This is a genomic window from Gordonia sihwensis (assembly GCF_029632925.1).
GTDB classification, from domain to species: domain Bacteria; phylum Actinomycetota; class Actinomycetes; order Mycobacteriales; family Mycobacteriaceae; genus Gordonia; species Gordonia sihwensis.
Genome location: NZ_CP121248.1, coordinates 2,034,263 through 2,059,217, shown reverse-complemented (window position 1 = coordinate 2,059,217; position 24,955 = coordinate 2,034,263). Strand labels below are relative to the sequence as shown.

Here is a 24,955-nt window from a genome sequence, read left to right as displayed (position 1 = left end):
TCACGGTCCGGAGACAGCACAACATCGCACCAGCTCACTGGTCCTCAGCCGGTACCTGCCCCTCGTTCTGCGATGGTGATTCGTGTGGGTCGACAATGATGCACACGACGAGGGTGAGGGCGCCTAGGACGATGAACGTGTCGGCGAGATTGAACGTGGGCCACCAGCCGGTGTGTAGGTAGTCTGTGACTTTTCCGTCCGGTATGCGGTCGATGATGTTAGCGATCGCTCCGCCCAGGACGGCGGCAATCGCGACGCGCCAGAGCAGTCCGTGGGAGTCTGCGGTACGCCAACCGAGGACCGCGACTCCACACGTGACCGCGGCGGGAATGACCAGCAGTACCCACCCCGGAGCGGTGGCGGCAAAGGAGAAGGCCGCGCCCGAATTGAACGCTAACTGCAGGTCCACCGGCCCGGCCTCTATTCGGGTGCCGTCAAGTGCATCGACTGCCCATGCCTTGACGGCCACGTCAACGATGACGAAGGTCAGGGCCAGCAGCAGCATCCCCAGGCGGCGGGCATATCCCGACCTACCGCCTGACACCGCCGGACCAGACGGGGTCATCGGTTCGCCCCGACTGCTACCGATGCTCCAGCGGTATCGGCCATCGTCAGGCGGTTCTTGACCCGCCCAGCACGGACGCCGTTGGCGATGACGACGATCTCACCGAGTTCGTGGACAGCGACCACCGCGGCCAACCCGAGCAACCCGAACAGTGCGAGCGGGATGAGAACGGCGATCAGACCAAGGGACAGCCCCACATTTTGCAGCATGATGGTCCGCGCCCGACGAGCATGATCGAGCGCTTGAGGCAGCACCCGCAGGTCCTCGCCCATCAGTGCCACGTCCGCGGTTTCAATCGCGACATCAGAACCCATCGCGCCCATGGCGATTCCCAAGTCAGCTGTGGCCAGTGCGGGAGCATCGTTGACCCCGTCACCGACCATTGCGATGAATCCGTCGCCGCGCAGCGTGGACACGATTCGTGCCTTGTCTTCTGGACGCAGATCCGCATGGACATCGTCGATCCCGGCGATCTGTGCAAGAGCAGTCGCCGTCGCGGCATTGTCACCGGTGAGCATCACCACGGCATTTCCAGAATCGTGCATGTGCGTGATGACCTCCCGTGCTTCGGGGCGAAGCTCATCACGTACCGCGACGACTCCGAGGAGACGTTGGTCTTCCTCGACGAGAACCGCGGTTGCACCATCAGCTTGAAAGGCCGCGACCCGGTCGGCCAGAGCACCCGCATCGATCCAACCCGGCCGCCCAAGCCGAGCGGGGCGACCCTCGACCAGACCGGTCAGACCCGCTCCTGGCACCGCCTGTACATCAGTCGCAGCCCTACTCACCCCACCGTCAGCTGCAAGGATCGCACGAGCCAGAGGATGTTCACTGTGAGCTTCCAGCGCCGCGGCAACCGCGAGCACTCGCGCCTGCTCAATCGAATGCCCAACGTCGCCGGTCACACCGGGTTCTCCCGCGACCTCGTTCGCCTGACCGCCAACAGCAACACCGACAACAACCGGCTTGTTCGCGGTGAGCGTTCCCGTCTTGTCAACAGCCACGATCCGGACCCGGCCGAGAGACTCCAACGCCGCACCACCTTTGACCAGCACACCAATCTTGCTGGCGGCGCCGATAGCAGCAACCACTGTCACCGGAACCGAGATTGCCAGCGCACAGGGTGAGGCTGCCACCAGCACCACAAGAGCTCGTTCCACCCACGTCGCCGGGTCGCCAAACACTGCGCCGATACCCGCGATCACAGCGGCCATGAGCATGATTGCCGGAACCAGCGGCTTAGCAATCCGGTCAGCTAACCGCTGCGCATCGCCTTTTCGAGACTGCTCCGCCTCGACAATCTGCACAATCTTCGCCAGCGAATTGTTCTCCGCAGTAGCGCTGACATCAACGGCCAACACACCAGTGCCGTTGATCGATCCCGCGAACACGACGTCCCCAGGATTCGCTTCAATCGGCACCGATTCGCCAGTAATCGCCGATACATCCAGCGACGATCGCCCCTCGCTTATGCGCCCATCAGTGGCGATACGCTCACCCGGCTTGATCAGGATCTGATCCCCGACACGAAGAACTGACGGCGACACCGCTGTCGGGACGCCCGCCCTCAACACCATCGCCGAATCTGGGACCAGATCCAACAACGCCCGCAGGCCCCGACGAGTACGACCAACGGCGTACTCCTCAAGGCCCTCGCTAATCGAGAACAACACCGCGAGCATCGCCGCTTCCCCGACCTCACCGAGAATCACCGCACCCACCGCAGCGATCGTCATCAGCGTTCCAACGCCGATCTTCCCCGATGCCAGCCGCCGCAGTGTCGACGGGACAAACGTCGCCGCGCCTACTAGCAGAGCACCCCACTCCAGGGTCGTACTGATCGTCCTCGGACCATCTGCCCAGCCAGTGAGATAGGCGGCCACCAACAACAATCCGGCAACCGCAGCTGCCTGAAGTTCTCGGACGTTCCACCAATGTCCAGGCGCCTGCTCATCCTCCCCGATCTCGTCGTGCCCACATCCACATGCATCACTCATCGTCGATCACCCCCCACACCGCGGATCTCCTCAACGACCGCGCCGGCAGTGGCCTCACCATCGCAGGCACTGTCCAACCCATAGTTGGGACACAGCACTACGGCACTGCCCGTCGCAGCAAGCACCGTCTCAGCCGCCGCCAGCAGGTCGAGAAGCTCCGGCCGCGCCAGACGGTAGAACACCTGCCTGCCCTCTGGCCGACCCACCACCAATCCGCAGTCCCGCAGGCACGCAACATGCGCGGACACTGTCGACTGAGCAAGACCCAACTCAGCCATCAGATCAGCCACTCGAGCCTCACCACTGCGGGCCAATCGAGCCGCGATCGCTAGCCGGGTCCCGTCAGACAAACTCCGAAACAACGCGACCGCAGGATCGAGCTCCGTCCCCACCATCACCGAACATCTATTCATCGTCATACGACGATGATAGCGTCCAGGCACGGTGGAATCGAAGCTCCCACCTCACCCGCACCCCGAAGGAGCAATCCGCGATGCCGTCGATGTCACAAGTCGAAGCACTGTTCTGCCGAAGCGCACCATGGGAGACCGCGACCAGTCGGTGGGTGCTCCCTTGGGCTCTACAAGGAGTCCAGCCCAACGGCGCCCTCCTCGAGATTGGCGGCGGCGGTGGCGCTATGGCGGCCCACATTCTGGCGGCAAGCCCAGAACCGCAGACGACAACCATTACCGTCACCGACTTCGACCCCCGAATGGTCACAGCCGCTCAAGACCGCCTCCGCGCCTTCGGTGACCGCGCGCACACCCGGGTTGCAGACGCAACTGCTTTACCATTCGCCGACGGCCAGTTCGACATGGTCGTCTCGTTCATCATGCTCCACCACGTCGTCGACTGGGAGCAAGCACTAGCCGAAGCAGTCCGAGTGCTTTATCTGTAACTTGGCCACAGCGTATCCGACTGTGAATCACATAACGGTTTAGATCGTGGGTGACACCCCTCCAGTCGGGTGTACCCGTCGATAGGGCTTACGGGGCGTCGAGGACTGGCGTGGAGTCGTTTGAGATTGGCAGTCGGGGCCGGCGGAGGATAGGTACCGTGATTCATCCGGTGAGTCGCTTCCGATGTCACACCCGGGCGAACTCTCCGGGAGTCCCCTGATGCGGTTGCCGGGTCTAGGATGCTGCAATCGAGGTATGGATGTCGGCGAGCAGGTCGTGGCGAGTATTTCTCGGCAACTTGGGCGACCTGCCGGGATTCGCGGTCGAATCGTCGGCCGGGTACTGAATCGACGCAATCGTGAACCTATTGCTGCCGCGGTGGAGGCTGCCGGAATCCGGACGGGTCGAGTAGTCGCCGATGTCGGGTTCGACGGTGGTGTCTGTCGGATTAGGGTTGTTGCTTGATCGTGTAGGGCAATCGGGCATGGTGCACGGATTCGAGATCTCCACAACGATGATCGACGGCGCACAGAGACGCTTTCGTCGCGAGATCCAAACGCGGAGACTGTCACTGACTGCCGCGCCGATGGAGTCCCTACCTGTTCCGGACGCTTCGATTGACGCGTTGATCAGCACGAATACGATTTACTTCATCGATTCGCCGCATTCAGTGAGCTCCATCGGATTCTCGCCGGCAACGGCTGCGCCGTTCTCGGCATCGCAGATCCGGATGCTTTGTGAGCGATGCCGTTCACCCAGTACGGGTTTCAGGTCCGGGAATTCGATGCGATTGTCGACGAACTCCAGCGAGCCGGCCTGCATGTCGAGGAACGGATCCGCGCCGGCGGTGTCGACTTTCCCTATTGGTTGCTCGTCGCACGCAAGTCCGGTGTCCGGTAGCGGCTTTTCGATGGCGCCGTTGCCTGAGTGCGCCTGACCGCGTCTCTGTGCGGTCCGGCTCGCCCGCAGCTTCAGGTAGGCGACGTCGCTGAAGGAAACTCGTCGCGGACAACAGCATCAATGCTGGGGTGAGTCCCCTGGAGTGGTGGGGTTTGGTGGCTCGGTGACGGTGGTGGACACGCCGCACGGGGTCGGTGTCGCCGGTTGGGCGGGCCATCGCGTGATGATCAGTGAGTTACCGGCAAGTGACTCAACTGAAAGGCATTCACGCGATGACCCACGACCATTCTGCCCTGCTCGACCAACTGACCGAAATCGCCTCACTGCGCTCTGATGAACTCGCCCTGGTCGGGGTGCTCCCGGAGATCCTGCGGGCCGGCCTGCAGGCCCTGATCGAGGCCGAGGCGACCACCAAGATCGGCGCCGGCCGCTACGAGCGCTCCGCAGACCGCACCACCGTCCGCAACGGCCACCGACCCAAGACGATCTCGACCCCCGCCGGTGATGTGCAGGTGAAGATCCCCAAACTGCGCGCCGGGTCGTTCTTCCCGGTCCTGTTGGAGCGACGACGCCGGATCGACAAAGCCTTGTACGCGGTGATCATGGAGGCCTACGTTCAGGGCATCTCCACCCGCAGCGTCGACGATCTGGTGCGCGCCATGGGCGTGGACTCCGGCGTCTGGAAAAGCGAGGTGTCCGGCGATCTGTGCAGGTCTAGACGCCGAGATCGCCGAATTCCGCGGCCGTTCGCTGACTCATGCCGAGTTTCCGTATGTGTTCTGTGATGCCACGTTCTGCAAGGTCCGCGTCGGCGCCCACGTGGTCTCCCAAGCGTTGGTGGTGGCGACCGGGGTGTCGGCGACCGGGACTCGCGAGGTGCTCGGTACCGCGGTCGGCGAGAGTGAGTCCTTCGAGTTCTGGAAGGACTTCCTCACGAGTCTGAAAGCCCGTGGTCTGCACGGGGTGCACCTGGTGATCTCTGACGCCCATTCAGGTTTGAAAGCTGCTGTGGCACAACAGTTCGTGGGCGCGGCGTGGCAGCGGTGCCGGGTGCATTTCATGCGGAATCTGCATGGGGTGGTGCCGGCCAAGCAGCAGCCGGTCGTGACTGCCGGGGTACGGACGATCTTCGCGCACACTGACCGCGAAGACGTTGCGGCGCAATGGGATCAGGTCGCTGACAGTTTCCAGGCACCGATGCCGAAGGTGGCGGCGATGATGCGAGAAGCCAAACCGACGTGCTCGCGTTCTTGCCGTTCCCGAAATCCCATTGGCAGAAGATTTGGTCGAACAATCCGATCGAGCGGCTGAACAAGGAGATCAAACGCCGCGCCGACGTCGTGGAGATCTTTCCTAACCCGGACGCGTTCCTCCGGCTGGCGACAGCGGTGGTGATCGACGCCCACGACGAATGGCAAGTCACCCGCCGCTACATGTCCGAGGTGTCCATGGACGAGCTCCGCGCGGTCCTCGCCGAGAAGGCGAAAGCCGCCGCACTACTGGACGAGCAAGCCCAGCTCGCATAGCGTTCACAACGACTCGTTGATCAGAACGCGTGGGCCCCACGCCCGATCCGAAGTCCACCACCCCACGGGGCTCTATCCAATGCTGTTCAGTCCAGGGCGGTGTGACATGGGGAAGGCATCGTTGGGCCGTGATGGCCGAATGCCTGAAGTTGTCGGCCTGTGCCCCGGTCGGTGCAGGCGAGACTCGGTCTGCCACGGTCGGCGGCGTACTGTTGGATCGACGGTGAGTGAGGTGTAGCGATGATGTTCTCTAACGGCGGCCACATGGGCAGTTTCGGACACGGTTGGATGCTGCTCGTACTGATCGCAGTCTGGGCGTTGATCGCCGTCGGAATCACTCTGGCGATCCGTTCGTCGATACGCGCCTCTTCAAAGCTGGACCCCGAGTCTGTCCTCGGCCAGCGTTTGGCGTGCGGGGAGATCTCTGACGTGGACTACACGCGGATGGTTCGGCTGATTCGCGACGACCCCCAGGGGCCTCCAAACTGGTGAGAGCCGACCAGTCGGCGCAGTGGTCAGGCCTGTGGGGCTGGTGATAGTTCCCGTTGAACAGTGAGCCAGGACATGCCGTTGTGCGTGCTCCAATGCTGGCGACGGTGAGGGGCCACATTCGTATCGTCAGCATCGGTTCAAGGTTTCCTCAAGATCGTCCGCGAGGGTCGCTACCCGGCGCGTCGGAGACGACTCTGGGAGTGGACGTCCGCGATACATGCTCGCGGATTCAGCGCGGACCAGAAAGGCTGATCAGGATGGTTGAGGTTTCGAGGCGATCGGTGCTCATCGGAGGGTTGGCGGCGCTGGGGGTCGGCGTACTCGGCGCGTGCAGCCCGGACCGCCCTCAACGCCCTGAGTCGTCGCCGTTGCCGGGACCACCGTTGCAGGCGTCGCCGAAGCCGGGGCAGAAGGTGGTGGAGGCGTCTTTGACGGCCCGACCGGTGGCTGTCGACCTCGGTGCGGGCATTATCGCGAACACCTGGGCCTACGGCGACGAGGTTCCCGGGCGAGTGGTTCGCGCCACTGCGGGCGACTTCCTGCGAGTCAACGTCGACAACCAACTTCCTGCGCCGACGACCGTTCACTGGCACGGCATCCGACTTCGCAACGAAGCCGACGGAGTCCCAGACGTCACGCAGCAGGCGATCGCACCCGGAAACCGGTTCGTGTACGCCTTCACGGCCCCCGATGCTGGGACGCACTTCTTCCACCCCCACGTCGGGGCACAGCTCGATCGAGGTCTGTACGCGCCGATCATCATCGATGATCCGGCCGATGCGGGCGACTACGACGCGGAATGGATCGTCGTCCTCGACGACTGGACGGACGGGGTCGGGAAGAGCCCCGATCAGATTCTGGCCGACTTTCAGGCCGAGTCCGGACCGTTGAAGTCGGGCATGGGCGGGATGGATCACTCGTCGATGCCGGGAATGAACCACGGCAACTCGTCGCTGGGTGACGCCGGAGACGTCGCCTACCCGCACTATCTCATCAACGGCAGGGTTCCGGAGGCGCCGACCGAGTTCCGCTGCCGACCGGGTCAACGAGTCCGGGTGCGACTGATCAACGCGGCATCGGACACGGTCTTCAAGGTCGCACTCGCCGACCACACGATGACGGTGACGCACAGTGACGGCCATCGGGTCAACGACAAGCAGACCGGAGCCCTGTACGTCGCGATGGGCGAGCGCTACGACGTGACCATCACCGCCGGAGATGGCGTGTTCCCGCTTGTCGCGGCGGCCGAAGGCAAGAGTGGCCAAGCCTTGGCGCTCCTGCGGACAGCTTCGGGACAGGCCCCGCCGAGCACCATCCGCCCGCGCGAACTCGAGGGCCCAGTACTTCTTGGCGCCGATGACCTGGCCGCGGCGGAATCGGCACGATTGCCCGACCGCGATCCCGACACCACACTCAAAGTCACTTTGAACGGGCAGATGTCGCCGTATGCCTGGGGGATCAACGGCAAGAAGTACGGCCAGGACACACCGCTGACTGTCCGGCCCGGCCAGCGGCTGCGAATGCAGATCACGAACTCGACGATGATGGTCCATCCGATGCACATCCACGGCCACACCTGGTCGCTGCCCGACCGATCGGGTTTGCGCAAGGATACGGTGCTGATCCGTCCGATGGGCCGCGTCAACGTCGACCTCGACGCCGACAACCCCGGCGCCTGGGCTCTGCACTGCCACAACATCTATCACATGGAGACCGGCATGATGACCACGCTCCGATACGCGTAGACGCACCAGCCCTGCGGCACCTAGACCGGTACATCGCGGGCCGACTGCGACACCTCGACCACCCCATCTACTAAGCTGCTTAGTAGATGGGGTGGTTTCGCCCCTCGCGGTCGCGTTCTGTGCACACGAGAGGTCGTATCCCATGGTCAAATTCCCTAGAGGCGGTACTGCCGCCTTCCTTCTTGCTGCCGTCCTGATCATCGCAGGGTGTTCGCAGCCATCCCGGGATCTGGTGGCCGATCCGTCGGTTGCGTCGGCCGCGCCGTCGATCGAGCTCACCCCCGACGACGGGGCGAGCGGAGTCGATCCCCTTGCCCCGGTCGTGGCCACTGTGCGCGGCGGCACCCTGGAGAACGTGACGCTCGTCAACGATGGGGGGCGGCCTGTCGTCGGCATCATGACACCGGACCGCTCCTCCTGGAAGGTCGGTGAACCGCTCGGTTATGGCCGGACGTACACCGTGACCGCCACGGCTCGCGGCGGCGGACAGCGCGCCTCGCGCACCGGGTCGTTCACCACGCTCACCCCCGACAATCAGGCCGGCGTCACCCTGCAGACGACCGGCGGCACGCCACTGTCGACCGGAGGGACCTACGGCGTCGGAATCGTCATCGTTGCTCACTTCGACGAGCCGATTGGTGACCGCGCCGCAGCCGAGCGGCGACTGTCGGTCCGCACCACGCCCGGAGTCGAGGGCTCCTGGTACTGGCTCGACGACCAGAACGCTCACTGGCGGCCGCGCGAGTACTACCGTCCTGGCACCGAGGTCACCGTTGAGGCGCGGATCTACGGCGCCGACCTCGGCGGCGGCCTCTACGGTCAAGAAGATGCCGAGGCGACTTTCACGATCGGTGACTCGCACGTAGCGATCGCCGACGATCGCACCAAGCAGGTCAAGGTGTACGAGAACGGCAACCTCGTCCGCACGATGCCGACCTCGATGGGGATGGGTGGCACTGAGGTCATCGGGGGCACCGAGATCAGCTTCTGGACTCAGCGTGGCATCTATACGGTGCTGGATAAGGCGAATCCGGTCGTCATGGACTCGTCCACCTACGGTCTGCCGATCAACTCCAGGCTCGGCTACAAGCAAACCATCGCCTACGCCACGAGGATCAGCACCGACGGTGTCTATCTGCATCAACTGGACGAGACCGTCTGGGCGCAAGGAAACACGAATCTCTCGCATGGCTGCCTCAACCTCAACGGCGCCAACGCCCGCTGGTTCTACCAGTTCTCGATCCCGGGCGACGTCGTCGAGGTCCGCAACACCGGCGGGGCGCCGCTGGAGCTCTGGCAGAACGGCGACTGGGGCGTGCCCTGGGAGCAATGGCGAGCAGGCAGTGCGCTGGCCTGATCAGAACTCCTGCGAGACGATCACGAATAGATCTCACTCCCGCAACGATCTACTAAGGCGCTTAGTAGATCGTTGCGGTGACATCGACGGCGTTGCAGCCCGCGCTGACATCGACCTGTCGACCGCGCTGACCTCCATGTTCTGCGATTGAAGGCGGCCCGCACACGCATTGCCCATTCCGTCGAATGTCCGGTTTGGTGCTGGTGGTGCCAGTGGTGCGCAAGTGTCATAGTGGCGTCCATGACTAGAGATCCCCTCGTCGGACTCACCTCCTCGCCATCATCGGCAACGCTCGCACCTCGGGTGCGGCACTGGGTGGGCACCGCCCCTGTCGCTCTTGGTCTGGCCGCGGCGGTTGCGGCGGGGACGCTGAGTCCAGCGCCCGCCGTGGCTGAGACCGCCAACGGTGTTGACGGTCACGTCGTGGTCGAGCTGGCGGCCATCGTTAAAGACAGCGTGCGGGCCGTGGCCGGACCTGACGGACTGGTGAAGCTGCTGGCCCCGATGGCCACCGTGACCTCATGTCTGACCGTCTCTGCCGAGACCGACCCCGCCGCAGGCGATCGGGTCGGAGCTCTGGGGTGCTTCGCGGCCGCCGGGACTGCCTTCGGTGGGCAGGCGCCATTGATCCTCGACGCGGTCCCTGTGGGGCGCCTACTGGCGACACTCGCTGCCGCGGTCGCGCCGCACGACCCGTCGATTTCGCACGGGGGATCCTCCGATCACCTCGCCCCGGACGGCGCCCGCCCCGCTCCCGGGCAGACTGCGGCCACCCCCACCCCCGGCGGTGTCCTGACCTCCACGTTCGGTGACGGTCGCGGTCATCAGGGCATCGACATCGGCAACCGCCTGGGAGCGCCCATCCTGGCGGTCGAGGACGGCGAGGTCATCAACTCAGGGCCTGCGGAGGGGTTCGGCCTGTGGATCCGTATCCGTCACGCGGACGGTGCTGTCACGACCTACGGTCACAACGATCAGAATTCGGTCAACGTCGGCGACCGTGTGCGTATGAGTCAGCAGATCGGCACTGTCGGCAGCCGCGGGGTGTCGAGCGGGCCGCACGTGCACTTCGAGGTCGCCGACCCCGCCGGGACGGCGATCGATCCGCTGCCGTGGCTGCAGGCCCGCGGCGTCACCATCGCCACCGAGGCATCGCCGCCGCCGACTGCGACGCCTCCGGACGTGTCGGTGCTGGCTCGGGGGCAGGTGCGCGACCGCCGACCCTGACCTACTATGTCTCTTAGTAGATGGAGAGAGGTTGGCAGTGACGCGAACAAGGGTCAGTCATCAACTCGCCGTGGCGGTCGGCATTCTCGCAGCAGTCCTCAGCGGTGCAATGATCATGGTCTATGCCGAGACCGTTGACTTGCGAGGGCGCCCGCATGCGCACCGCCTCGGCTGGCCGCCGACCTGGCATTGGGTGTGGGCGGCAATAGTAGCGGCGATCGTGGCGCTCGCCGCGCGAGCGCTGCTGCGGCGACTGGTATTCACCGCGCACGTTCGCCGTGATTCGACGACTGCCGACCCGGCGGACGAGACCGACTCGACTCGACGGGCCGAGACACAGATGCTGACCAAGACAAGAAGGAGTGGCCATGCTGCGTGAGTGGTCCCTGGTGCGCTGGGTGGTGGCAGCAGTCACGGCCATCGCGATCGGATTGGCCGTCGGTATTCCGTCCGGACTGATCGACACGCCGTGGTATTCACGCATGACGCCGACCCTGTGGTGGAACTACCCGATTTGGCTGGCGACCGCGGTGTTGGGCGGCCTGATCGCGGCCACCTACATTCAAGCCCGGACGGCGCCGCGGATGGAGAAGAAACTCTGGGCGACGGTCGGTTCGGCGTTGGCTGTCGGATGCCCGGTGTGCAACAAGGTGGTGGTCGCGGTCGTCGGTGTCAGTGGAGCCTTGACCGTCTGGGCGCCGTTGCAGCCGATCCTGGCTGTGGTGTCCGTGGCATTGTTGGGTTGGGCCCTTCAGCGACGGCTGCAGGGCGAACGGCGATGCGCGGTCGCGGGCTGACTGCGCGGTTTGCCGCAGTCAGTGCGGTGGCGTGAGGGAAAGGTGTGCGATGCACGGTCTGGGCGAGCTGGAGGCACGCATCATGGAGGTCTTCTGGCGCGATGACGCGGACAAACGCGTCCGCGACGTGCTCGAAGGGCTGGACGCGGAGCGCGAACCCGCGTACACGACGGTGATGACGGTGATGGACAACCTGTACCAGAAGGGGTGGCTGGGACGCGACCGGCGCGGCCGGGCGTACTGGTATCACTCGCTCAAGTCGCGTGAGCAGACCGTCAGCGATGCCTTGCGTGCGGTGCTGGCCGACGCCGGCGACCCGTCTGGGGCGCTGCTGCATTTCGTGCGGCACGCCTCCGACCAGGAAAGCGCAGCAATCGCTCAGGGCCTGCGGGAACGGGACTGACGCGGTGGTCACGGCAGCATTGTTGGGCGTGAGTGCGCTGGCTGCGACTCTGATCGGTGACCGGGTCCTCGACGTCCTGATCGCGCGTGATCGACTCACGGCCAGGACCCTGCTGCGGGTGTGGGCGGCGCTGACCGCTGGCGTGTTCGTCGCCGCTGCGAGCTCGGTGGCCATCGTCGCCATTCCCGGCCACGCGAGCGTCGTGGGTGGGGTGTTGCAGACCTGCCTGAACGGACTCGACAGTGCGGTCAGCCGCACCCTCGAGTTGGTCGCCGGGCCAGGCGTGTTCGCCCTCGTCCTGGCCGTGTCCGGGTGGCGGGCTGCGGCGTTCTGGCGGACCGCCCGTCGCCGTGACCTCGAGATCGGGGCGCACCACGCACTGCTCGCGCGGTTGCTGAACCCGACGGGCGCCCGGTCGCCACTGTGGCTGCCGACGAGCACACCCATGGCCTACAGCACGCCCGGACGGACCGAGGGCCTGATCGTGGCCAGCGAAGGGCTGCGGCAGCGACTGGACCCGGCGGCGTTGTCGGCGGTGATGGCTCACGAACAGGCGCACGTCCATGGTCACCATCATCTGTTCGTCCGCGTCGCCGACTGTCTCTCGCACGCGGTGCCCTGGCTACCACTGACTCGGCAGGCGAGTCCCATCGTGCGCGCCCTGGTCGAGTTCGACGCCGACGCACACGCCGCGCATGAGCACGGCGACGCTGCCGTCGTCCGCGCGATCACGCACGTTCACCCGACCGCGCCGGCGGGCGCTCTGGGGATCGCTCGTGACTGCGTCGATCTGCGGTTGCATCGATTGGGCCGTTCCGCCGCTCCCGGCACGCGACCGTCGCGTAGTTCGTCCTACGCTGCCCCGACAGCGGCCGCGATGTTCCCCATTCTGCTATTCCTCGCCGGTCTGGCCACCGTCTTCCTGGCTGCCTGCCCCGCCTGACCCTCCTGGGAACCGGCCGGTGCTCGCCCGGCCCGTCGCATCGATCGTGATCGAGAGTCCGCACGCCGACGCGCACCGTCAGGCCGGGGCCAGGCTCGTTGGGCGCCCGGTCACACGGGCAGGACGACGTCGTTGATCAGCGCCTTTCGGACCCAGTCCACGAACACATTCCACAAGCCCGTCACCAACATCACGCCGACACCGACCAGCAGGACGCCCCCGACGATCTGAATGGTGCGGGCGTGGCGGCGGAGGAAGCCAAGGCTGCGGACGGCCCATGCCGATGAGAACGCCAGGACCACGAACGGGACACCGAGGCCGAAGCAGTACGCGACGACCATCAGCGCGCCGCGGAACGGCGCGTCGCCGTTCGTGCTGATCGCTAGCCCGATGACGGCACCGAGGGTGGCACTGCTGCACGGTATCCACCCGATGGCGAACACGGCCCCCAGCAGCGGCGCGCCGACCATACCGGTGCGGCGGTGAGGCGTCATGCGGCGTTCTCGCCGGAAGAACGGAACCACGCCGACGAATACCAAGCCCATCACGATGGTCACGACCCCGCCGACGCGTTGCATCACTGCCAGGCGGGCCTGATCGAGGAAGACCGAGGTCACACCGAACAGCGCCACCGTGGCCAGGACGTAGACGAGCGTGAAGCCCAGGACGAACAGCCCTGCCGCGGCAACCACCCGCCACCGGCCGGACTTGGGGCCCTCACCGACCTGGACGGCGGGAGCTTCGGCACCGACCAGCCCCGCCAGATACGACAGGTAGCCCGGCACCAGAGGCACCACGCACGGCGAGGCGAAAGAGATGATCCCGACCAGCGCCGCGACACCCAGGCCCAGCAGCAGCGGACCACTGGTGACCGTGGCCGCGAACGTCGTTCCCAGATCCGCCAGAAACCACTGATTCACTGCGGCGCCGCCTTCTCCTCGGCCACCGTCACAACGGCAGCACGCAATTCGGCCTCGGTGATCGCTCGAAGGAACAGCTTCGCTGGGCGGTGCTGGCGGTCGAGGATCAGAGTGGTCGGGACAACACCCACGGGGACTCCGAGTGCGGCAAGGGTGGCGCCGCCGTAGTCGAAGATCGACCGATAGGGCACCTTGCGGTCGGTGGTGAAATCCTGTGCGGTCGAGCGCGAATCACGAAAGTTGATCCCCACGAACTGCACCCCACGGGCGCGGGTGTCGCGGTAGACGTTCTCCAGTGCCTGAAACTCGGTACGGCACGGTGGGCACCACGAAGCCCACACGTTCACCACAACAACGTCACCGCGGTAATCGGCGAGCCGGACAGCTCCCCGGTCGAACAAGTCCTCACCCTCGACCGCGCCGATCGCACGCCGCATGGCGGGCGCGTAGTCGATGACCGTCTGACCGTCAGGGGAGACGAACTGATTGGCGCGCACCGCAGACACGGCATCAGTGCCGGTACCGCACGCGGTCAGCACCGTGGCACCGATGAGCATCGCGCCGACGAGCGCCTGCGCGCGTCGCCGACGGCCACGCGCGCAGTCCGGCATCCTCTCGTCGATCCGGTACCTGTCCTCGGAAATGTGTCCGGGTGCCACACAACCACCTCCATCTACTAAGGAGAGTAGTACTAACTTGCTTAGTAAATGGTGAGAGTGATCGATGCCCGGGTGCTGACGGTGGCCGGCGGCGGACTAACCCGGCTAGCGGTCCAAGACTGCGCGCGTCGTTGATCCTGGATGCAGGTCGAGTCTGCGCAGCAGTTGTGCGTTCAGGGCCACGACGATGGTCGACAACGACATGAGGATCGCGCCCACCGACATCGGCATGACAAATCCGATGGGTGCAAGCACTCCGGCCGCGAGCGGGACGGAGATCAGATTGTAACCGGCCGCCCACCACAGGTTCTGTTTCATCTTGCGGTACGCCGCTCGCGACAGTTCGATCACCGAGAGCACGGAGCGGGGATCGTCGCTGGCCAGGATGACACCGGCCGAGGCGATAGCGACATCAGTACCTGCGCCGATCGCCAGACCGATGTCGGCCTGGGCGAGCGCGGGAGCATCGTTCACCCCGTCTCCGACCATCGCCACCCTGCGACCTTCGGTCTGCAGTTCCTGCACCTTGGCGGCCTTGTCTTCGGGACGGACACCGGCGAAGACACGGTCGATGCCGAGTTCATGAGCAACGGCATTCGCGACAGCTTCAGCGTCACCGGTGATCATCACGACCTCGACGCCCTGCGCATGGAGCGCATCGACAGCCTCGCGTGACTCGCGGCGGATCTCGTCGGCGAGTTTCAATGCGCCGATCAGCCGCCGGTCTTGAATGACATGCAAGATGATCGCCCCGTCCGCACGCCAGCGATCAGCGACAGGCAGTTCGTTGAGGTGTTCTTCGGCGAGCAGGTGCGGGCCCCCGACCCGCACTGTCGTTCCCTCGATCGTCGCGGTGACCCCCACTGCGGGCGATGAGGAGAAATCGCTGCTGGTCGGGACTCTGAGGCTGTGGCGATCGGCGGCGCCGACGATCGCGCGTGCGAGGGGATGCTCGCTGTCGGACTCAGCGGCCGCCGCCAACGCCAGCAACTGATCCTCGTCGACGTCGTCGACGGCAAAGACATCCGTGACAGTGGGTTCGCCCCGGGTGAGCGTGCCGGTCTTGTCGAATAGGACGCTGTCGACCGTCCGCATGCTCTCCAACGCAAGTCGGTCTTTGACGAGTACGCCGCCCCGGGCCGCACGCTCGGTCGCAATCGAGACGACGAGCGGAATCGCTAGGCCCAGAGCGTGCGGGCACGCGATCACCAAGACGGTGATCGTGCGAACCACCGCATCATCGGGCAAGCCGATCGCCGTCCACACAATCGCGGTGATCGCCGCGGCTCCGAGGGCAAACCAGAACAGCCATCCGGCCGCGGTGTCGGCGAGTCGTTGAGCACGAGACGACGAGTTCTGAGCATCGGTGACAAGCCGTTGGATCCCGGCGAGAGTCGTCTCGTCGCCGGTGGCCGTGATCACGATTCGTAGTCCTGAATCGGAAGCGACCGTCCCCGCGGTCACGGTGTCGCCAACACTGCGGGTGACCGTCTGGGACTCACCGGTGACCATCGATTCGTCCATCGCCGCACGCCCCTCGACGATCCGGCCGTCGGCTGGGATGCCCCCGCCGGGGCGAATGACGACGGTGTCGCCGACCTCCAGATCGGCGGGGGCCACGGCCTCGATTTGCCCGTCTCGGACACGTTCTGCTTGGTCGGGCAGAAGCGCGGCCAGGGAGTCCAGGGCCGAGGTGGTCTGGGCCAGCGACCGCATCTCGATCCAGTGGCCCAGCAGCATGATGACGATCAGCAGCGCCAATTCCCACCAGAACTCCAGTTGATGACTGACAAGTCCCAGCGTCGCCGCCCAGGACGCGAAGAACGCCACCGTGATCGCCAGTGCGATCAGAAGCATCATCCCGGGTTTCCGCGTCCGCAGCTCGCTCAGAGCGCCGGCCAGGAACGGCCAGCCGCCCCAGAGGTACATCACGGTGCCGAGCGCGGGCGCGATCCATTCGGCCCAGCCGGGGACCGAGTAGCCGACCAACATCGCGAACATCGGCGAGAAGGCGATTACCGGAACCGCGATGATGAGGTTGATCCAGAACAGTCGGCGAAACTCCCCGACGTGGTCACCGTGCCCACCATGCCCCCCGTGCGCACCGTGGTGGTCCCGGTGCCCACTGTGGTCTCCGTGTCCACTGTCGTGGTCCAGGTGCCCGCTACGCCCGCCGGGGGTGCCATGCTCTCCGTGATGGTCGGCGTGGTCGTTGTGATCTCGACCGTGCTCGCCGTGTTCGTTGTGCCCGCTGTGCGGTGGGTCTGCGACAGCATTGTGGCTCTCAGGCACTGCCGCGTCATGGCGGTCGACGCCGTGTATGGGGGCGCCGCCGACGTCTCGGTGGTGGTGGTGCGCGTGGGGGTCAGTCATCCTGCTGCCTTCCTCATCGTCATTCCCCAGCTGGGTTGGTGACTGTTGAAGTCGTCACCACCCCCCGGCTCAAGACGTCGGTTGAATTTCGCTCTCGACGACCCACTTATGGTTGGTCATCGTCATGCCGTCCGCCTCGTAATCGACCATGTAGACGGTCTGGTCGGTGGAGCTGGCGATTGTTGCCTTCGCCCCCTTCATGCCCGTCATGTGATCGGCCTCAAGGGTGACTTCGGTGCCATCGGCCAGACGTCGATCTCCTGCGTTTTTGATCTCCTGTTGGACTACCCACTTGTGATCCTTGACCGGCTGGCCGCCGGTGGTCGGGGTGAAGTTCACCGAGTAGGTGTAGGTGTCGAAGGCGCCGACGATTGTGGCCCGCGCACCGTACATGCCTGCCATGTGGTCTGCGGTCAGCATGACCTGGCTGCCGACCGGAAACTTGGGTGCCGAGGCCGCCTTGATGCCGGCAGGTGCCGGCCCGCCGTCCATCGGGTGGTCCATCGGCGAATCGCTCATTGCGCCGACACTGCTGGCCGTGCTGCCACCGTCATAGCCTTGGTGGTCCTGGCTTTCGCCGGCACTGCAACCGGCCAGAACCAGTGCTCCGACGAGTATTCCCGCCGAGACGGCCGTCATGAGAGGCTTGCGCATGTGGTCTCCTATCCACTCTGATCTCACCGAACGCGACGCACCGGTGTGGTGCATCGCCGTTCTCTCCGTTGTCGGCCGATAGCGATTTGCTCGGCGGCCGCACAGAGCTGAAGGTGTAAAAGTTCGCTAAACCGCGAACGTCACGCCGACAGCAGGAAGCGAGCTGGCGTCCATCAAATCCGCACTGCCGAATAGCCGGCCGCTGTGACTGCGTCGACCACCGCGGCCTCGTCGACGAGGCCGACGGAGGTGACCACGAGCCTGCCGGTCTGCGCGCTCACCTGAGCGTCCTGAACACCCTCTACGGCTGCGACTTCCTTGCGCACCGAGGCCTCGCAATGCCCGCACGTCATGCCTGCTACCTGATACTCGCTCGACGACATGTCTTTCCACCTCTCCAGTTGATACCCCATGGGGGTATGATGTTCTGATGAACATATACCTGCCATCGGCTGTGATGCAAGGGGTGCCGCCACGCATCGCAGTCTGGGGGTCTGGTGGGAGCTGCCAGGTGGGCGGCTTGGTCAGTTTGCGTTTGACTAGATCGGGCACTGACCAGCGGAGCCTCCGAAAACGGCGGCGAATCAGGCGGCTTGTGTGTGGCGACGATGGCATCCATGGAATCGGTCCGACTCTCGGTTGCCGCCGTCCACGATCGTGTGACAGCGCATCTGGACGCCTTCGACGACGCGACACTGGTCGACCAACTGCGCACGCTGCTCGGTGCGCGTTTGGTTGCGTATCTGGCCGGCGCCCAGCACCGCTGCGGTCAGCGACTACATCACACGCGCGGCCGCAGTCCCGGACCACGTCCGAGCCCGTTTGAAGGTGGCCTACACGGTGGCGGCCCTGCAACACCAGCTCGGCGCTACCCCATCGTTGATCCAAGCCTGGTTTCAGGGACGCAATCCGCGCCTGGATGATCGAGCACCGGCGCAGGTCATCGCCGACGATCCCTGCCGCTTCCGAGGCACGCTCATCGCGGCCGCCGTTACTCTGGTGGGTGGCTAGGTGGACACTGACGCCGCGTTTGCGGCCACCTGGCGGATCGGCAGTCGAATCTATGCCGTTGCTCAAGCCGAGATCCTCGTCGACTCCGTGGTGGGACCGCCCCAGCACATTCGGCGACGACTGGATGCCGTCATCGACGACCTCCTCGATCCTGCTGACTAGGCTGGCGAACAGACGGATCAGCCGATGGCCCTACGGTTGGGCGCGATGTGCGCAATGACGTTCTCGAACCGTGGGACGGGACGTGCGCCGGTTACCCGAGAATCGTCGGCGGTCTGTCGTCACTCGTCCGCCGTGTCTAGCCGGCCGTAGAGTGTGGCGATCAGCACATCCTTGGCGCGAAGTTCTGCGCGGAGACGATGGAGTTCGGCATCGTTGGCCGTCAACTGAGCCCGAAGCGCCGACACGATGGAGCTGTCGGTGGCTGCAGCCTCGGGTGGCGGGGCGATGGTGGTGTGGGCGCGGATCTTCTCCCGTAGGTCCGGATGGTTGTAAATCGTCTTGCGGGTGACGCCGGCACGTACAGCGACGGCGTTGATGTTGATTGTGGCCCCCGATCTCCGCATCGCGGTGAGGGCCTTCTCAATCCGAGTCCGGACGTCGGCGGAGCGCTGCCGTGCGTGGGCGTTGAGCGCGGCGATCGCCTGATCAGTCGGTGGCGTCATGCCCCATCACCTGGGTTCTCGGCTTTCCCGAGTGCGATCTCGTGCAGCCCTCGAGTCTGGATCTGCAGCAGCGGTCGCCGATCAGAGGTGCCGGCCCCGGCCACCGCCGACTCGCGATCGGCCGATGCCTGGTCACCTTCGGCAGCGAGTCGGGCGATGATGGCATCGAGCGAGGCGATCTCGCGGAGTCGTTCGTGGACCCAGACGTTCTCGTCGGAGAGTTCACGTCCGGTGCGCTCGTAGTACTGACGGCGACGGACTTGCATCCATCGACATACAGGACCTCAACTTGCATAGCTCGAGTTTCCCCGACTCGCCCAGAAAAGAGAGATCCGAACTGCTGACACCCGCGAACTTCGGGTTTCCCGACTCCGTCGTCGTCCGGCTGCGTACGTGGCTCGACGCGTGGACGGCGAACTTCGCCGACGCACCGAGCGACGACCAGCACACGTGGCGTCGCGGATTCGACGTCGCCGGCTGGCTTCACGAAGGCGATACACTGGCCGACCTCATCGCCGAGTCGCTCCCCGACTACACCGTCGAACGCCAGTATCGGACTTACGCAGCTAACGCCGTGCGGCGCGATGCCGATCACCCCGGCTAACAGCAGGTGTCGAGCACTCCTCTGAGTGCTTCCAGCGAGTCCGGTTCGGCGCGATGCAGGACGTTCACGCCTCGACGCTCGGAGCTGACTAGGCCCGCCTTTTTGAGTTGACCGAGGTGGTGGCTCACCGTACCCGCCGAGAGTGCGAGCGCCTCGGCGAGATCACTGGTGCTGATCGCACCTGGTCGGGCGCCCATGAGGATGGAGACCAGCTGAATTCGCGCCGGATCGGCCAGCGCCTTGAGCCGGAGAGCCAGCTCTAGGGCCGCATCCGCTTCCATTGGACCTGCGGAGATCGGTGCACAGCAGATCGGAGCACTGATGTCGACCACAGGGAGCGTCTTGGGCATGACCCCAACCTACCCATCCGTTGACATATGTCAAACTCTGGTCTAGAACTTGAGTCGCAACACTTTTGATGTATGTCGAATCCTTGGAGGATCTCATGTCACGCGTGCAACTCGCCCTCAACGTCGACGATCTCGACCAGTCGATCGCCTTCTACACCAAGCTGTTCGGCGTCGGCCCGGCGAAGGTCAAGCCGGGCTACGCCAACTTCGCCGTCACTGAGCCCGCACTGAAGTTGGTGCTGCTGGAGAATCCCGGCCAGGGCGGCAGCATCAATCACCTCGGCGTTGAGGTCGATTCCAGTGAGAAGGTGCACGCCGAGATCGCCCGATTCACCGAAGAGAAGCTGTTCACCGAAGAGGAGATCGGAGCAACCTGCTGCTTTGCCACTCAGGACAAGGTGTGGGTCACCGCTCCCGACGCCGAGCGGTGGGAGGTCTACACCGTGTTGGCCGACGCTGAGACCTTCAACGGCGAACCGGTCGCCGCCGCGGCCCCCGCCGGCGAATCTACGCCCGCGGCATGCTGCACTCCCGCGGCGAACTGCTGCTGAACGCGACCTTCTCTTAGGGCTGCCAGGCTGGTCGCCACCCGATGCCGGGGTGGCGACCAGTCCCGTTTCGAACGTGGACTGCATGCACCCTTGCAACCAGTATCGATATCTGTCAATATCGATACATGTCGAACTCGATTCCGTTGACCGATGTCACTGTGCGGTGCTCACCGTTGGTGCGTGAGCCCCTCTCGGAGCGGCAGTCGGTTGATCTTGCTGTGGTGTTCAAAGCACTCGCCGACCCGATCCGGTTGCGACTGTTCAGCTTGATCGCCAGCCACGAGGGCGGTGAGGCGTGCGTGTGTGACATCTCCCCGGCCGTCGACGTTTCGCAACCGACGATCTCCCATCACCTGAAGGTCCTCAAGAACGCCGGTTTGCTCGAGTCTGAGCGCCGCGCGTCGTGGGTGTACTACCGCGTTATCCCCGATGTTCTGTCCTCGCTCGCCGGGATCCTGCAGTCCGGCGAGCTCGCCAGCCCGATGGAGGTTCACTCGTGACCAGCCCCACCCCGACGGCCGGGCATCAGCCGGTCGTCGGCAAGCTCTCGACTCTGGACCGGTTCCTGCCGGTGTGGATCGGCGTCGCCATGGTCGCCGGTCTGCTGCTGGGCCGGATGATCCCCGGACTGAACACCGCGTTGGAGAAGATCCAGGTCGACGGCGTTTCACTGCCTATCGCCTTGGGCCTGTTGATAATGATGTACCCGGTCCTGGCCAAGGTGCGCTACGACCGCCTCGACACCGTCACCGGCGATCGCAAACTACTGCTGGGATCGCTGCTACTGAACTGGGTGCTCGGCCCAGCGCTCATGTTCGCCCTCGCCTGGATCTTCCTGCCCGACCTACCCGAGTACCGGACCGGCCTGATCATCGTCGGCCTCGCACGGTGCATCGCCATGGTCATCATCTGGAACGACCTCGCCTGCGGCGATCGTGAGGCAGCAGCCGTCCTCGTGGCGCTCAACTCGGTGTTCCAGGTGGTGATGTTCGCCGTCCTGGGCTGGTTCTACCTCTCAATCCTGCCGGGCTGGCTGGGCCTGGAACAGACGACCATCAGCACCTCTCCGTGGCAGATCGCCAAGTCGGTGCTGATCTTCCTCGGCATCCCGCTGCTCGCCGGATACCTGTCACGCCGGATCGGCGAGAAGACCAAGGGCCGCGACTGGTACGAAGCGAAGTTCCTGCCCAAGGTCGGGCCGTGGGCACTCTACGGACTGCTGTTCACGATCGTCATCCTCTTCGCCCTGCAGGGCGAACAGATCACCTCCCGTCCCTGGGACGTCGTCCGCATCGCCGTGCCACTGTTGGTCTACTTCGCAGTGATGTGGGGCGGCGGCTACCTCCTGGGTGCGGTTATGGGCCTGGGCTACGAACGCACCACCACGCTTGCGTTCACCGCGGCAGGCAACAACTTCGAACTCGCCATCGCCGTCGCGATCGCCACCTACGGCGCGACCTCCGGCCAAGCCCTCGCCGGCGTGGTCGGTCCGTTGATCGAGGTCGCTGTGCTGGTCGGCCTGGTCTATGTCTCCCTTGCCCTACGCAAACGCTTCCCCCTCACCCCGTCCTCTACCTCCGCTTCCGCGGACTCTTCTAGGAGCATGAACTGATGCCCGACGACCTGACGATCACCGAGAACGCGGCCACGCCGAGTGTGCTGTTCGTGTGTGTGAAGAACGGCGGCAAGTCTCAGATGGCCGCCGGCCTGATGGGCAAGGCGGTCGGCGAGGCCGTCGAGGTGCACTCGGCCGGAACCAAACCCGGCACCGCGGTCAACGGGCTGTCTGCCGAGAGCCTGGCCGAGGTCGGCATCGACATCACCGGCGAGACTCCCAAGCCCATCGATCCCGAGTTGCTCGCCCGCGTCGACCTGGTGGTCACTCTCGGCCGAGAAGCCGTGGTCGATGCCCCCGCCGGGGTCAGGTTGATCAACTGGGACACTGACGAACCGTCCGAGCGCGGAATCGACGGGATCGAACGGATGCGCCTGGTCCGCGACGACATCGCTGCCCGCGTCACCGCGCTGGCAGCCGAACTCACCGCGCGCTAACGCCGGAGCTGGGTCGGTATCTACGAACCGGGGTGAAGCCTGATGAACGCCGACGCCACGACCGAATCAGCCGGGACACCAGATCTGCTGATGCCCCAAGCCCTGCTATCGCGAACCGCGGAGAGGCTCGCCGCCCAGTACCGAGGGATCGTGTCCGAACAGACCGTCGAACGGGTCGTATTCGAGTCCTACACCGCGCTGCGGCGCACCTCCCGCATCCACACTCACCTGGTGACCCTGACAGGCAGGTTCGCCGCAGAACGCCTCGCCGCCCTAGCGCAGTCCACCGGCGCAACCACCACGACCGTGCCCGAAGTGCTGTTCATCTGCGTCCACAACGCTGGCCGCTCACAGATGGCCGCCGCGCTCCTGACCCACCACGCGGCAGGACGAGTGCACGTACGTTCAGCCGGGTCTCTACCCGCGGCGGACATCAACCCGATCGTCGAGCTAGCCATGACAGAGATCGGCCTTGATCTCGCCGCCAAGTTCCCCAAGCCGCTCACCGACGATGTGGTCGCGGCCGCGGACGTCGTGATCTCCATGGGCTGCGGCGACGCCTGCCCGATCTACCCGGGCAAGCGGTACCTGGACTGGCAAGTCGCCGACCCCGACAACCACCCCATCGAGACCGTTCGTCTGATCCGCGACGACCTCAACTACCGCGTCCGCAACCTCCTCGCCGAGCTCCTACCTGCCACTACCTGACCGCCGCTGATCGGCCTGCCCGCACGCTCCCGCGACTTCTCCCAACAGCGCGGCGCCCTGCTCTACCTCACATACCCGTGTCCCTTCGGAAGGAACCGACACCCATGCCTGCACGCAAGATCATCGCAATCGGCGGATCAGACGCCGGAATCTCCGCCGCACTGCGGGCTCGCGAGCTCGACCCAACCAGCGAGGTCACCGTCGTCGTCGCCGACGCCTACCCGAACTTCTCCATCTGCGGCATCCCGTACTACGTCTCCGGCGAAGTCACGCACTGGAGCAACCTCGCCCACCGCACCGCCGCCGACCTCGCCGCCACCGGCATGACCGTTCATACCGACACCCGGGCCACCGCGATCGACACCGCCGGGCACCGCCTCACCGTCACCGGGCCCGACGGCGTCTCACGAGACCTCGACTATGACGCTCTCATCGTCGGGACCGGCGCGGTCTCAGTGCGGCCACCGATCACCGGCCTCGACCAACTAGGCCCTGACGACGGCGTTCACCTCCTGCACTCGATGGGCGACACCTTCGCCGTCATGAACACCCTGACCACCACCGACCCGAAGACCGCGATCATCATCGGCGCCGGCTACATAGGCCTGGAGATGGCCGAAGGGCTCACCACCCGAGGCCTAGCCGTCACCCAGATCGAAGCCCTCCCCGAAGTCCTCCCCACCGTCGAACCAGAACTCGGCACCCTCGTCCACAACGAACTGGTCCGCAACCGAGTCGACGTACGCACCAACACCCTGGTCACCGCCATCGACCGCGCCGACAACGGCGACCTGACCGTCACCACCGCGAATGACGGCCACACCGACCACCTCACCGCCGACCTCGTGCTCGTCGTGGTCGGCGTGCGCCCCGACACCGACCTCGCCGCCGCCGCCGGCGCCAACCTCGGAATCAAGAACACCATCGCAGTCGACGAACAGATGCGCACCAACCTGCCGGACGTCTTCGCCGCCGGCGACGCCGTCCACACCCACCACCGCCAACTCGGCATCACCTGGCTCCCACTCGGAACAACCGCACACAAGCAGGGCCGCGTCGCGGGCGAAAACGCCCTCGGCGGCACCGCCCGCTACACCGGCTCCCTCGGAACCCAAGTCGTCAAAATCTTCGACCTCGTCGCCGCCCGCACCGGCCTCAAAGAAGCCGAAGCCCTCACAGCCGACCGCGGCTGGACACCAGTATCGACCACCTCGACACCCGACGACCACAAGGCCTACTACCCAGGCGCCACCCCCATCAACATCCGCATCACCGCAGACCACAAGACCGGCACACTGCTCGGAGCCCAACTCATCGGCCACCGCACCGCCGAAATCGCCAAACGGATCGACACCTACGCCACAGCCCTGCACCACGGCATGACCGTCGAAGCGCTCAGCGAACTCGACCTGTCCTACACCCCACCCCTGGGATCACCATGGGACGCCGTCCAAATCGCCGCCCACAACTGGGTACACGAACACCGCCTGCACGCCCAGCGCAGCGAACTGAACCCAAACCAGTGACCACCAGCAGCAACCCCTCCGAGCCCCACAC

Annotated in this window: 30 protein-coding genes and 2 pseudogenes; 20 read left to right on the top strand and 12 right to left on the bottom strand. The window is 65.1% G+C overall.

Annotated elements, in window-relative coordinates:
- Window positions 1-34 precede the first annotated feature (34 nt).
- The 3 genes from lspA to P5P27_RS09890 are packed head-to-tail and all read right to left on the bottom strand — an operon-like array spanning window position 35 to window position 2,981.
- Window positions 35-565: a signal peptidase II gene (gene lspA, locus P5P27_RS09900; RefSeq protein WP_008376365.1), complete on the bottom strand. Its 531-nt coding sequence runs from the start codon at window positions 563-565 to the stop codon at window positions 35-37.
- On the bottom strand, window positions 562-2,562 hold the full coding sequence (locus P5P27_RS09895) for a heavy metal translocating P-type ATPase (RefSeq protein ID WP_008376366.1): 2,001 nt from the start codon (window positions 2,560-2,562) through the stop codon (window positions 562-564). The genes lspA and P5P27_RS09895 overlap by 4 nt, the downstream gene beginning before the upstream one ends.
- Window positions 2,559-2,981: an ArsR/SmtB family transcription factor gene (locus tag P5P27_RS09890; RefSeq protein ID WP_039855988.1), complete on the bottom strand. Its 423-nt coding sequence runs from the start codon at window positions 2,979-2,981 to the stop codon at window positions 2,559-2,561. Before P5P27_RS09890 ends, P5P27_RS09895 begins: the two co-directional genes overlap by 4 nt.
- A gap of 218 nt (window positions 2,982-3,199) precedes the next feature.
- Between P5P27_RS09890 and P5P27_RS20780 the strand changes: the two genes are divergently transcribed.
- Window positions 3,200-3,460: a class I SAM-dependent methyltransferase gene (locus P5P27_RS20780; protein WP_423201247.1), complete on the top strand. Its 261-nt coding sequence runs from the start codon at window positions 3,200-3,202 to the stop codon at window positions 3,458-3,460.
- A 419-nt stretch (window positions 3,461-3,879) separates the two neighbouring features.
- Window positions 3,880-4,071 (top strand): annotated as a pseudogene (locus P5P27_RS20775) (hypothetical protein); the annotation flags it as partial.
- A gap of 35 nt (window positions 4,072-4,106) precedes the next feature.
- On the opposite strand, the gene P5P27_RS09880 reads toward P5P27_RS20775, so the two are convergent.
- Window positions 4,107-4,283: a hypothetical protein gene (locus P5P27_RS09880; protein WP_228461558.1), complete on the bottom strand. Its 177-nt coding sequence runs from the start codon at window positions 4,281-4,283 to the stop codon at window positions 4,107-4,109.
- Between the two features lie 350 nt (window positions 4,284-4,633).
- Between P5P27_RS09880 and P5P27_RS09875 the strand changes: the two are divergent.
- From P5P27_RS09875 to P5P27_RS09835, 9 genes and pseudogenes are all read left to right on the top strand, one after another.
- Window positions 4,634-5,887: pseudogene (locus tag P5P27_RS09875) on the top strand (IS256 family transposase).
- Between the two features lie 240 nt (window positions 5,888-6,127).
- On the top strand, window positions 6,128-6,379 hold the full coding sequence (locus P5P27_RS09870; RefSeq protein ID WP_006898160.1) for a hypothetical protein: 252 nt from the start codon (window positions 6,128-6,130) through the stop codon (window positions 6,377-6,379).
- Window positions 6,380-6,636: 257 nt separating this feature from the next.
- Complete coding sequence (locus P5P27_RS09865; RefSeq protein WP_278125295.1) at window positions 6,637-8,124, top strand: multicopper oxidase family protein; 1,488 nt, start codon at window positions 6,637-6,639, stop codon at window positions 8,122-8,124.
- 142 nt (window positions 8,125-8,266) lie between these two features.
- Window positions 8,267-9,481 (top strand): L,D-transpeptidase, encoded by a 1,215-nt coding sequence (locus P5P27_RS09860; protein ID WP_006898158.1) that lies wholly within the window; start codon window positions 8,267-8,269, stop codon window positions 9,479-9,481.
- A 303-nt stretch (window positions 9,482-9,784) separates the two neighbouring features.
- Complete coding sequence (locus tag P5P27_RS09855) at window positions 9,785-10,708, top strand: M23 family metallopeptidase (RefSeq protein WP_278127433.1); 924 nt, start codon at window positions 9,785-9,787, stop codon at window positions 10,706-10,708.
- A 31-nt stretch (window positions 10,709-10,739) separates the two neighbouring features.
- Window positions 10,740-11,087 carry a hypothetical protein gene (locus tag P5P27_RS09850; RefSeq protein WP_278125294.1) on the top strand — a complete coding sequence of 116 codons (348 nt, stop codon included), beginning with the start codon at window positions 10,740-10,742 and terminating at the stop codon, window positions 11,085-11,087.
- A complete protein-coding gene (locus P5P27_RS09845; protein WP_278125292.1) occupies window positions 11,077-11,505 on the top strand; it encodes a hypothetical protein in 429 nt (142 codons plus the stop codon). The genes P5P27_RS09850 and P5P27_RS09845 overlap by 11 nt, the downstream gene beginning before the upstream one ends.
- A gap of 49 nt (window positions 11,506-11,554) precedes the next feature.
- The gene (locus P5P27_RS09840; protein WP_006898154.1) at window positions 11,555-11,908 is read left to right on the top strand and encodes a BlaI/MecI/CopY family transcriptional regulator; all 354 of its coding nucleotides are present in this window, start codon (window positions 11,555-11,557) and stop codon (window positions 11,906-11,908) included.
- Between the two features lie 28 nt (window positions 11,909-11,936).
- Entirely contained in the window at window positions 11,937-12,851 is a 915-nt protein-coding gene (locus tag P5P27_RS09835; RefSeq protein WP_278127366.1) for a M56 family metallopeptidase, read from the top strand.
- Window positions 12,852-12,961: 110 nt separating this feature from the next.
- Here the strand turns inward: P5P27_RS09835 and P5P27_RS09830 are convergent, their stop codons facing one another.
- The 3 genes from P5P27_RS09830 to P5P27_RS09820 form a co-directional block, all read right to left on the bottom strand.
- Window positions 12,962-13,771, bottom strand: coding sequence for a cytochrome c biogenesis CcdA family protein (locus P5P27_RS09830; RefSeq protein ID WP_006898152.1), 810 nt, complete (start codon window positions 13,769-13,771; stop codon window positions 12,962-12,964).
- A complete protein-coding gene (locus tag P5P27_RS09825) occupies window positions 13,768-14,382 on the bottom strand; it encodes a TlpA family protein disulfide reductase (RefSeq protein ID WP_039868132.1) in 615 nt (204 codons plus the stop codon). Before P5P27_RS09825 ends, P5P27_RS09830 begins: the two co-directional genes overlap by 4 nt.
- Before the next feature lie 153 nt (window positions 14,383-14,535).
- Window positions 14,536-16,431 (bottom strand): heavy metal translocating P-type ATPase, encoded by a 1,896-nt coding sequence (locus P5P27_RS09820; RefSeq protein ID WP_006898150.1) that lies wholly within the window; start codon window positions 16,429-16,431, stop codon window positions 14,536-14,538.
- Window positions 16,432-16,518: 87 nt separating this feature from the next.
- Between P5P27_RS09820 and P5P27_RS09815 the strand changes: the two genes are divergently transcribed.
- Window positions 16,519-16,845, top strand: a complete 327-nt coding sequence (locus P5P27_RS09815) for a hypothetical protein (RefSeq protein ID WP_231650302.1) — start codon at window positions 16,519-16,521, stop codon at window positions 16,843-16,845.
- 27 nt (window positions 16,846-16,872) lie between these two features.
- Here the strand turns inward: P5P27_RS09815 and P5P27_RS09810 are convergent, their stop codons facing one another.
- Together P5P27_RS09810 and P5P27_RS09805 are read right to left on the bottom strand one after the other, a co-directional pair.
- Window positions 16,873-17,457, bottom strand: coding sequence for a YdhK family protein (locus tag P5P27_RS09810; protein ID WP_278127365.1), 585 nt, complete (start codon window positions 17,455-17,457; stop codon window positions 16,873-16,875).
- Between the two features lie 173 nt (window positions 17,458-17,630).
- Window positions 17,631-17,840 (bottom strand): heavy-metal-associated domain-containing protein, encoded by a 210-nt coding sequence (locus P5P27_RS09805; RefSeq protein WP_040519341.1) that lies wholly within the window; start codon window positions 17,838-17,840, stop codon window positions 17,631-17,633.
- 628 nt (window positions 17,841-18,468) lie between these two features.
- On the opposite strand from P5P27_RS09805, the gene P5P27_RS09800 reads away from it, so the two are divergent.
- Window positions 18,469-18,630, top strand: a complete 162-nt coding sequence (locus P5P27_RS09800; RefSeq protein ID WP_157435742.1) for a hypothetical protein — start codon at window positions 18,469-18,471, stop codon at window positions 18,628-18,630.
- Window positions 18,631-18,749: 119 nt separating this feature from the next.
- On the opposite strand, the gene P5P27_RS09795 is transcribed toward P5P27_RS09800, so the two are convergent.
- On the bottom strand, window positions 18,750-19,133 hold the full coding sequence (locus P5P27_RS09795; RefSeq protein ID WP_278127364.1) for a hypothetical protein: 384 nt from the start codon (window positions 19,131-19,133) through the stop codon (window positions 18,750-18,752).
- On the bottom strand, window positions 19,130-19,399 hold the full coding sequence (locus P5P27_RS09790) for a hypothetical protein (protein ID WP_186349799.1): 270 nt from the start codon (window positions 19,397-19,399) through the stop codon (window positions 19,130-19,132). Before P5P27_RS09790 ends, P5P27_RS09795 begins: the two co-directional genes overlap by 4 nt.
- A gap of 23 nt (window positions 19,400-19,422) precedes the next feature.
- Between P5P27_RS09790 and P5P27_RS09785 the strand changes: the two genes are divergently transcribed.
- Window positions 19,423-19,737: a hypothetical protein gene (locus P5P27_RS09785; protein ID WP_008376388.1), complete on the top strand. Its 315-nt coding sequence runs from the start codon at window positions 19,423-19,425 to the stop codon at window positions 19,735-19,737.
- On the opposite strand, the gene P5P27_RS09780 is transcribed toward P5P27_RS09785, so the two are convergent.
- The gene (locus P5P27_RS09780; protein ID WP_005206748.1) at window positions 19,734-20,087 is read right to left on the bottom strand and encodes an Rv2640c family ArsR-like transcriptional regulator; all 354 of its coding nucleotides are present in this window, start codon (window positions 20,085-20,087) and stop codon (window positions 19,734-19,736) included. The genes P5P27_RS09785 and P5P27_RS09780 overlap by 4 nt on opposite strands.
- 95 nt (window positions 20,088-20,182) lie before the next feature.
- On the opposite strand from P5P27_RS09780, the gene P5P27_RS09775 reads away from it, so the two are divergent.
- The 6 genes from P5P27_RS09775 (at window position 20,183) to P5P27_RS09750 (ending at window position 24,924) form a co-directional block, all read left to right on the top strand.
- The gene (locus P5P27_RS09775) at window positions 20,183-20,638 is read left to right on the top strand and encodes an ArsI/CadI family heavy metal resistance metalloenzyme (RefSeq protein WP_161896580.1); all 456 of its coding nucleotides are present in this window, start codon (window positions 20,183-20,185) and stop codon (window positions 20,636-20,638) included.
- A gap of 125 nt (window positions 20,639-20,763) precedes the next feature.
- On the top strand, window positions 20,764-21,138 hold the full coding sequence (locus tag P5P27_RS09770; protein ID WP_278127363.1) for an ArsR/SmtB family transcription factor: 375 nt from the start codon (window positions 20,764-20,766) through the stop codon (window positions 21,136-21,138).
- Entirely contained in the window at window positions 21,135-22,250 is a 1,116-nt protein-coding gene (gene arsB / locus P5P27_RS09765) for an ACR3 family arsenite efflux transporter (RefSeq protein WP_278127362.1), read from the top strand. Before P5P27_RS09770 ends, arsB begins: the two co-directional genes overlap by 4 nt.
- A complete protein-coding gene (locus tag P5P27_RS09760; RefSeq protein ID WP_005206752.1) occupies window positions 22,250-22,690 on the top strand; it encodes an arsenate-mycothiol transferase ArsC in 441 nt (146 codons plus the stop codon). The genes arsB and P5P27_RS09760 overlap by 1 nt, the downstream gene beginning before the upstream one ends.
- Before the next feature lie 42 nt (window positions 22,691-22,732).
- Window positions 22,733-23,398, top strand: coding sequence for a phosphatase (locus tag P5P27_RS09755; protein ID WP_005206753.1), 666 nt, complete (start codon window positions 22,733-22,735; stop codon window positions 23,396-23,398).
- A 104-nt stretch (window positions 23,399-23,502) separates the two neighbouring features.
- Window positions 23,503-24,924 carry an FAD-dependent oxidoreductase gene (locus P5P27_RS09750; RefSeq protein WP_278127361.1) on the top strand — a complete coding sequence of 474 codons (1,422 nt, stop codon included), beginning with the start codon at window positions 23,503-23,505 and terminating at the stop codon, window positions 24,922-24,924.
- Window positions 24,925-24,955: the final 31 nt, after the last annotated feature.

Bases quoted from the DNA above. Each gene is read 5' to 3' on its own strand.
- lspA (WP_008376365.1), bottom strand. From the start codon at position 565: ATGACCCCGTCTGGTCCGGCGGTGTCAGGCGGTAGGTCGGGATATGCC.
- P5P27_RS09895 (WP_008376366.1), bottom strand. From the start codon at position 2,562: ATGAGTGATGCATGTGGATGTGGGCACGACGAGATCGGGGAGGATGAG.
- P5P27_RS09890 (WP_039855988.1), bottom strand. From the start codon at position 2,981: ATGACGATGAATAGATGTTCGGTGATGGTGGGGACGGAGCTCGATCCT.
- P5P27_RS20780 (WP_423201247.1), top strand. From the start codon at position 3,200: ATGGCGGCCCACATTCTGGCGGCAAGCCCAGAACCGCAGACGACAACC.
- P5P27_RS09880 (WP_228461558.1), bottom strand. From the start codon at position 4,283: ATGCAGGCCGGCTCGCTGGAGTTCGTCGACAATCGCATCGAATTCCCG.
- P5P27_RS09870 (WP_006898160.1), top strand. From the start codon at position 6,128: ATGATGTTCTCTAACGGCGGCCACATGGGCAGTTTCGGACACGGTTGG.
- P5P27_RS09865 (WP_278125295.1), top strand. From the start codon at position 6,637: ATGGTTGAGGTTTCGAGGCGATCGGTGCTCATCGGAGGGTTGGCGGCG.
- P5P27_RS09860 (WP_006898158.1), top strand. From the start codon at position 8,267: ATGGTCAAATTCCCTAGAGGCGGTACTGCCGCCTTCCTTCTTGCTGCC.
- P5P27_RS09845 (WP_278125292.1), top strand. From the start codon at position 11,077: ATGCTGCGTGAGTGGTCCCTGGTGCGCTGGGTGGTGGCAGCAGTCACG.
- P5P27_RS09840 (WP_006898154.1), top strand. From the start codon at position 11,555: ATGCACGGTCTGGGCGAGCTGGAGGCACGCATCATGGAGGTCTTCTGG.
- P5P27_RS09825 (WP_039868132.1), bottom strand. From the start codon at position 14,382: ATGCCGGACTGCGCGCGTGGCCGTCGGCGACGCGCGCAGGCGCTCGTC.
- P5P27_RS09820 (WP_006898150.1), bottom strand. From the start codon at position 16,431: ATGTTCGCGATGTTGGTCGGCTACTCGGTCCCCGGCTGGGCCGAATGG.
- P5P27_RS09815 (WP_231650302.1), top strand. From the start codon at position 16,519: ATGCCCCCCGTGCGCACCGTGGTGGTCCCGGTGCCCACTGTGGTCTCC.
- P5P27_RS09810 (WP_278127365.1), bottom strand. From the start codon at position 17,457: ATGCGCAAGCCTCTCATGACGGCCGTCTCGGCGGGAATACTCGTCGGA.
- P5P27_RS09805 (WP_040519341.1), bottom strand. From the start codon at position 17,840: ATGTCGTCGAGCGAGTATCAGGTAGCAGGCATGACGTGCGGGCATTGC.
- P5P27_RS09795 (WP_278127364.1), bottom strand. From the start codon at position 19,133: ATGACGCCACCGACTGATCAGGCGATCGCCGCGCTCAACGCCCACGCA.
- P5P27_RS09790 (WP_186349799.1), bottom strand. From the start codon at position 19,399: ATGCAAGTCCGTCGCCGTCAGTACTACGAGCGCACCGGACGTGAACTC.
- P5P27_RS09780 (WP_005206748.1), bottom strand. From the start codon at position 20,087: ATGCCCAAGACGCTCCCTGTGGTCGACATCAGTGCTCCGATCTGCTGT.
- P5P27_RS09775 (WP_161896580.1), top strand. From the start codon at position 20,183: ATGTCACGCGTGCAACTCGCCCTCAACGTCGACGATCTCGACCAGTCG.
- P5P27_RS09770 (WP_278127363.1), top strand. From the start codon at position 20,764: ATGTCGAACTCGATTCCGTTGACCGATGTCACTGTGCGGTGCTCACCG.
- P5P27_RS09760 (WP_005206752.1), top strand. From the start codon at position 22,250: ATGCCCGACGACCTGACGATCACCGAGAACGCGGCCACGCCGAGTGTG.
- P5P27_RS09755 (WP_005206753.1), top strand. From the start codon at position 22,733: ATGAACGCCGACGCCACGACCGAATCAGCCGGGACACCAGATCTGCTG.
- P5P27_RS09750 (WP_278127361.1), top strand. From the start codon at position 23,503: ATGCCTGCACGCAAGATCATCGCAATCGGCGGATCAGACGCCGGAATC.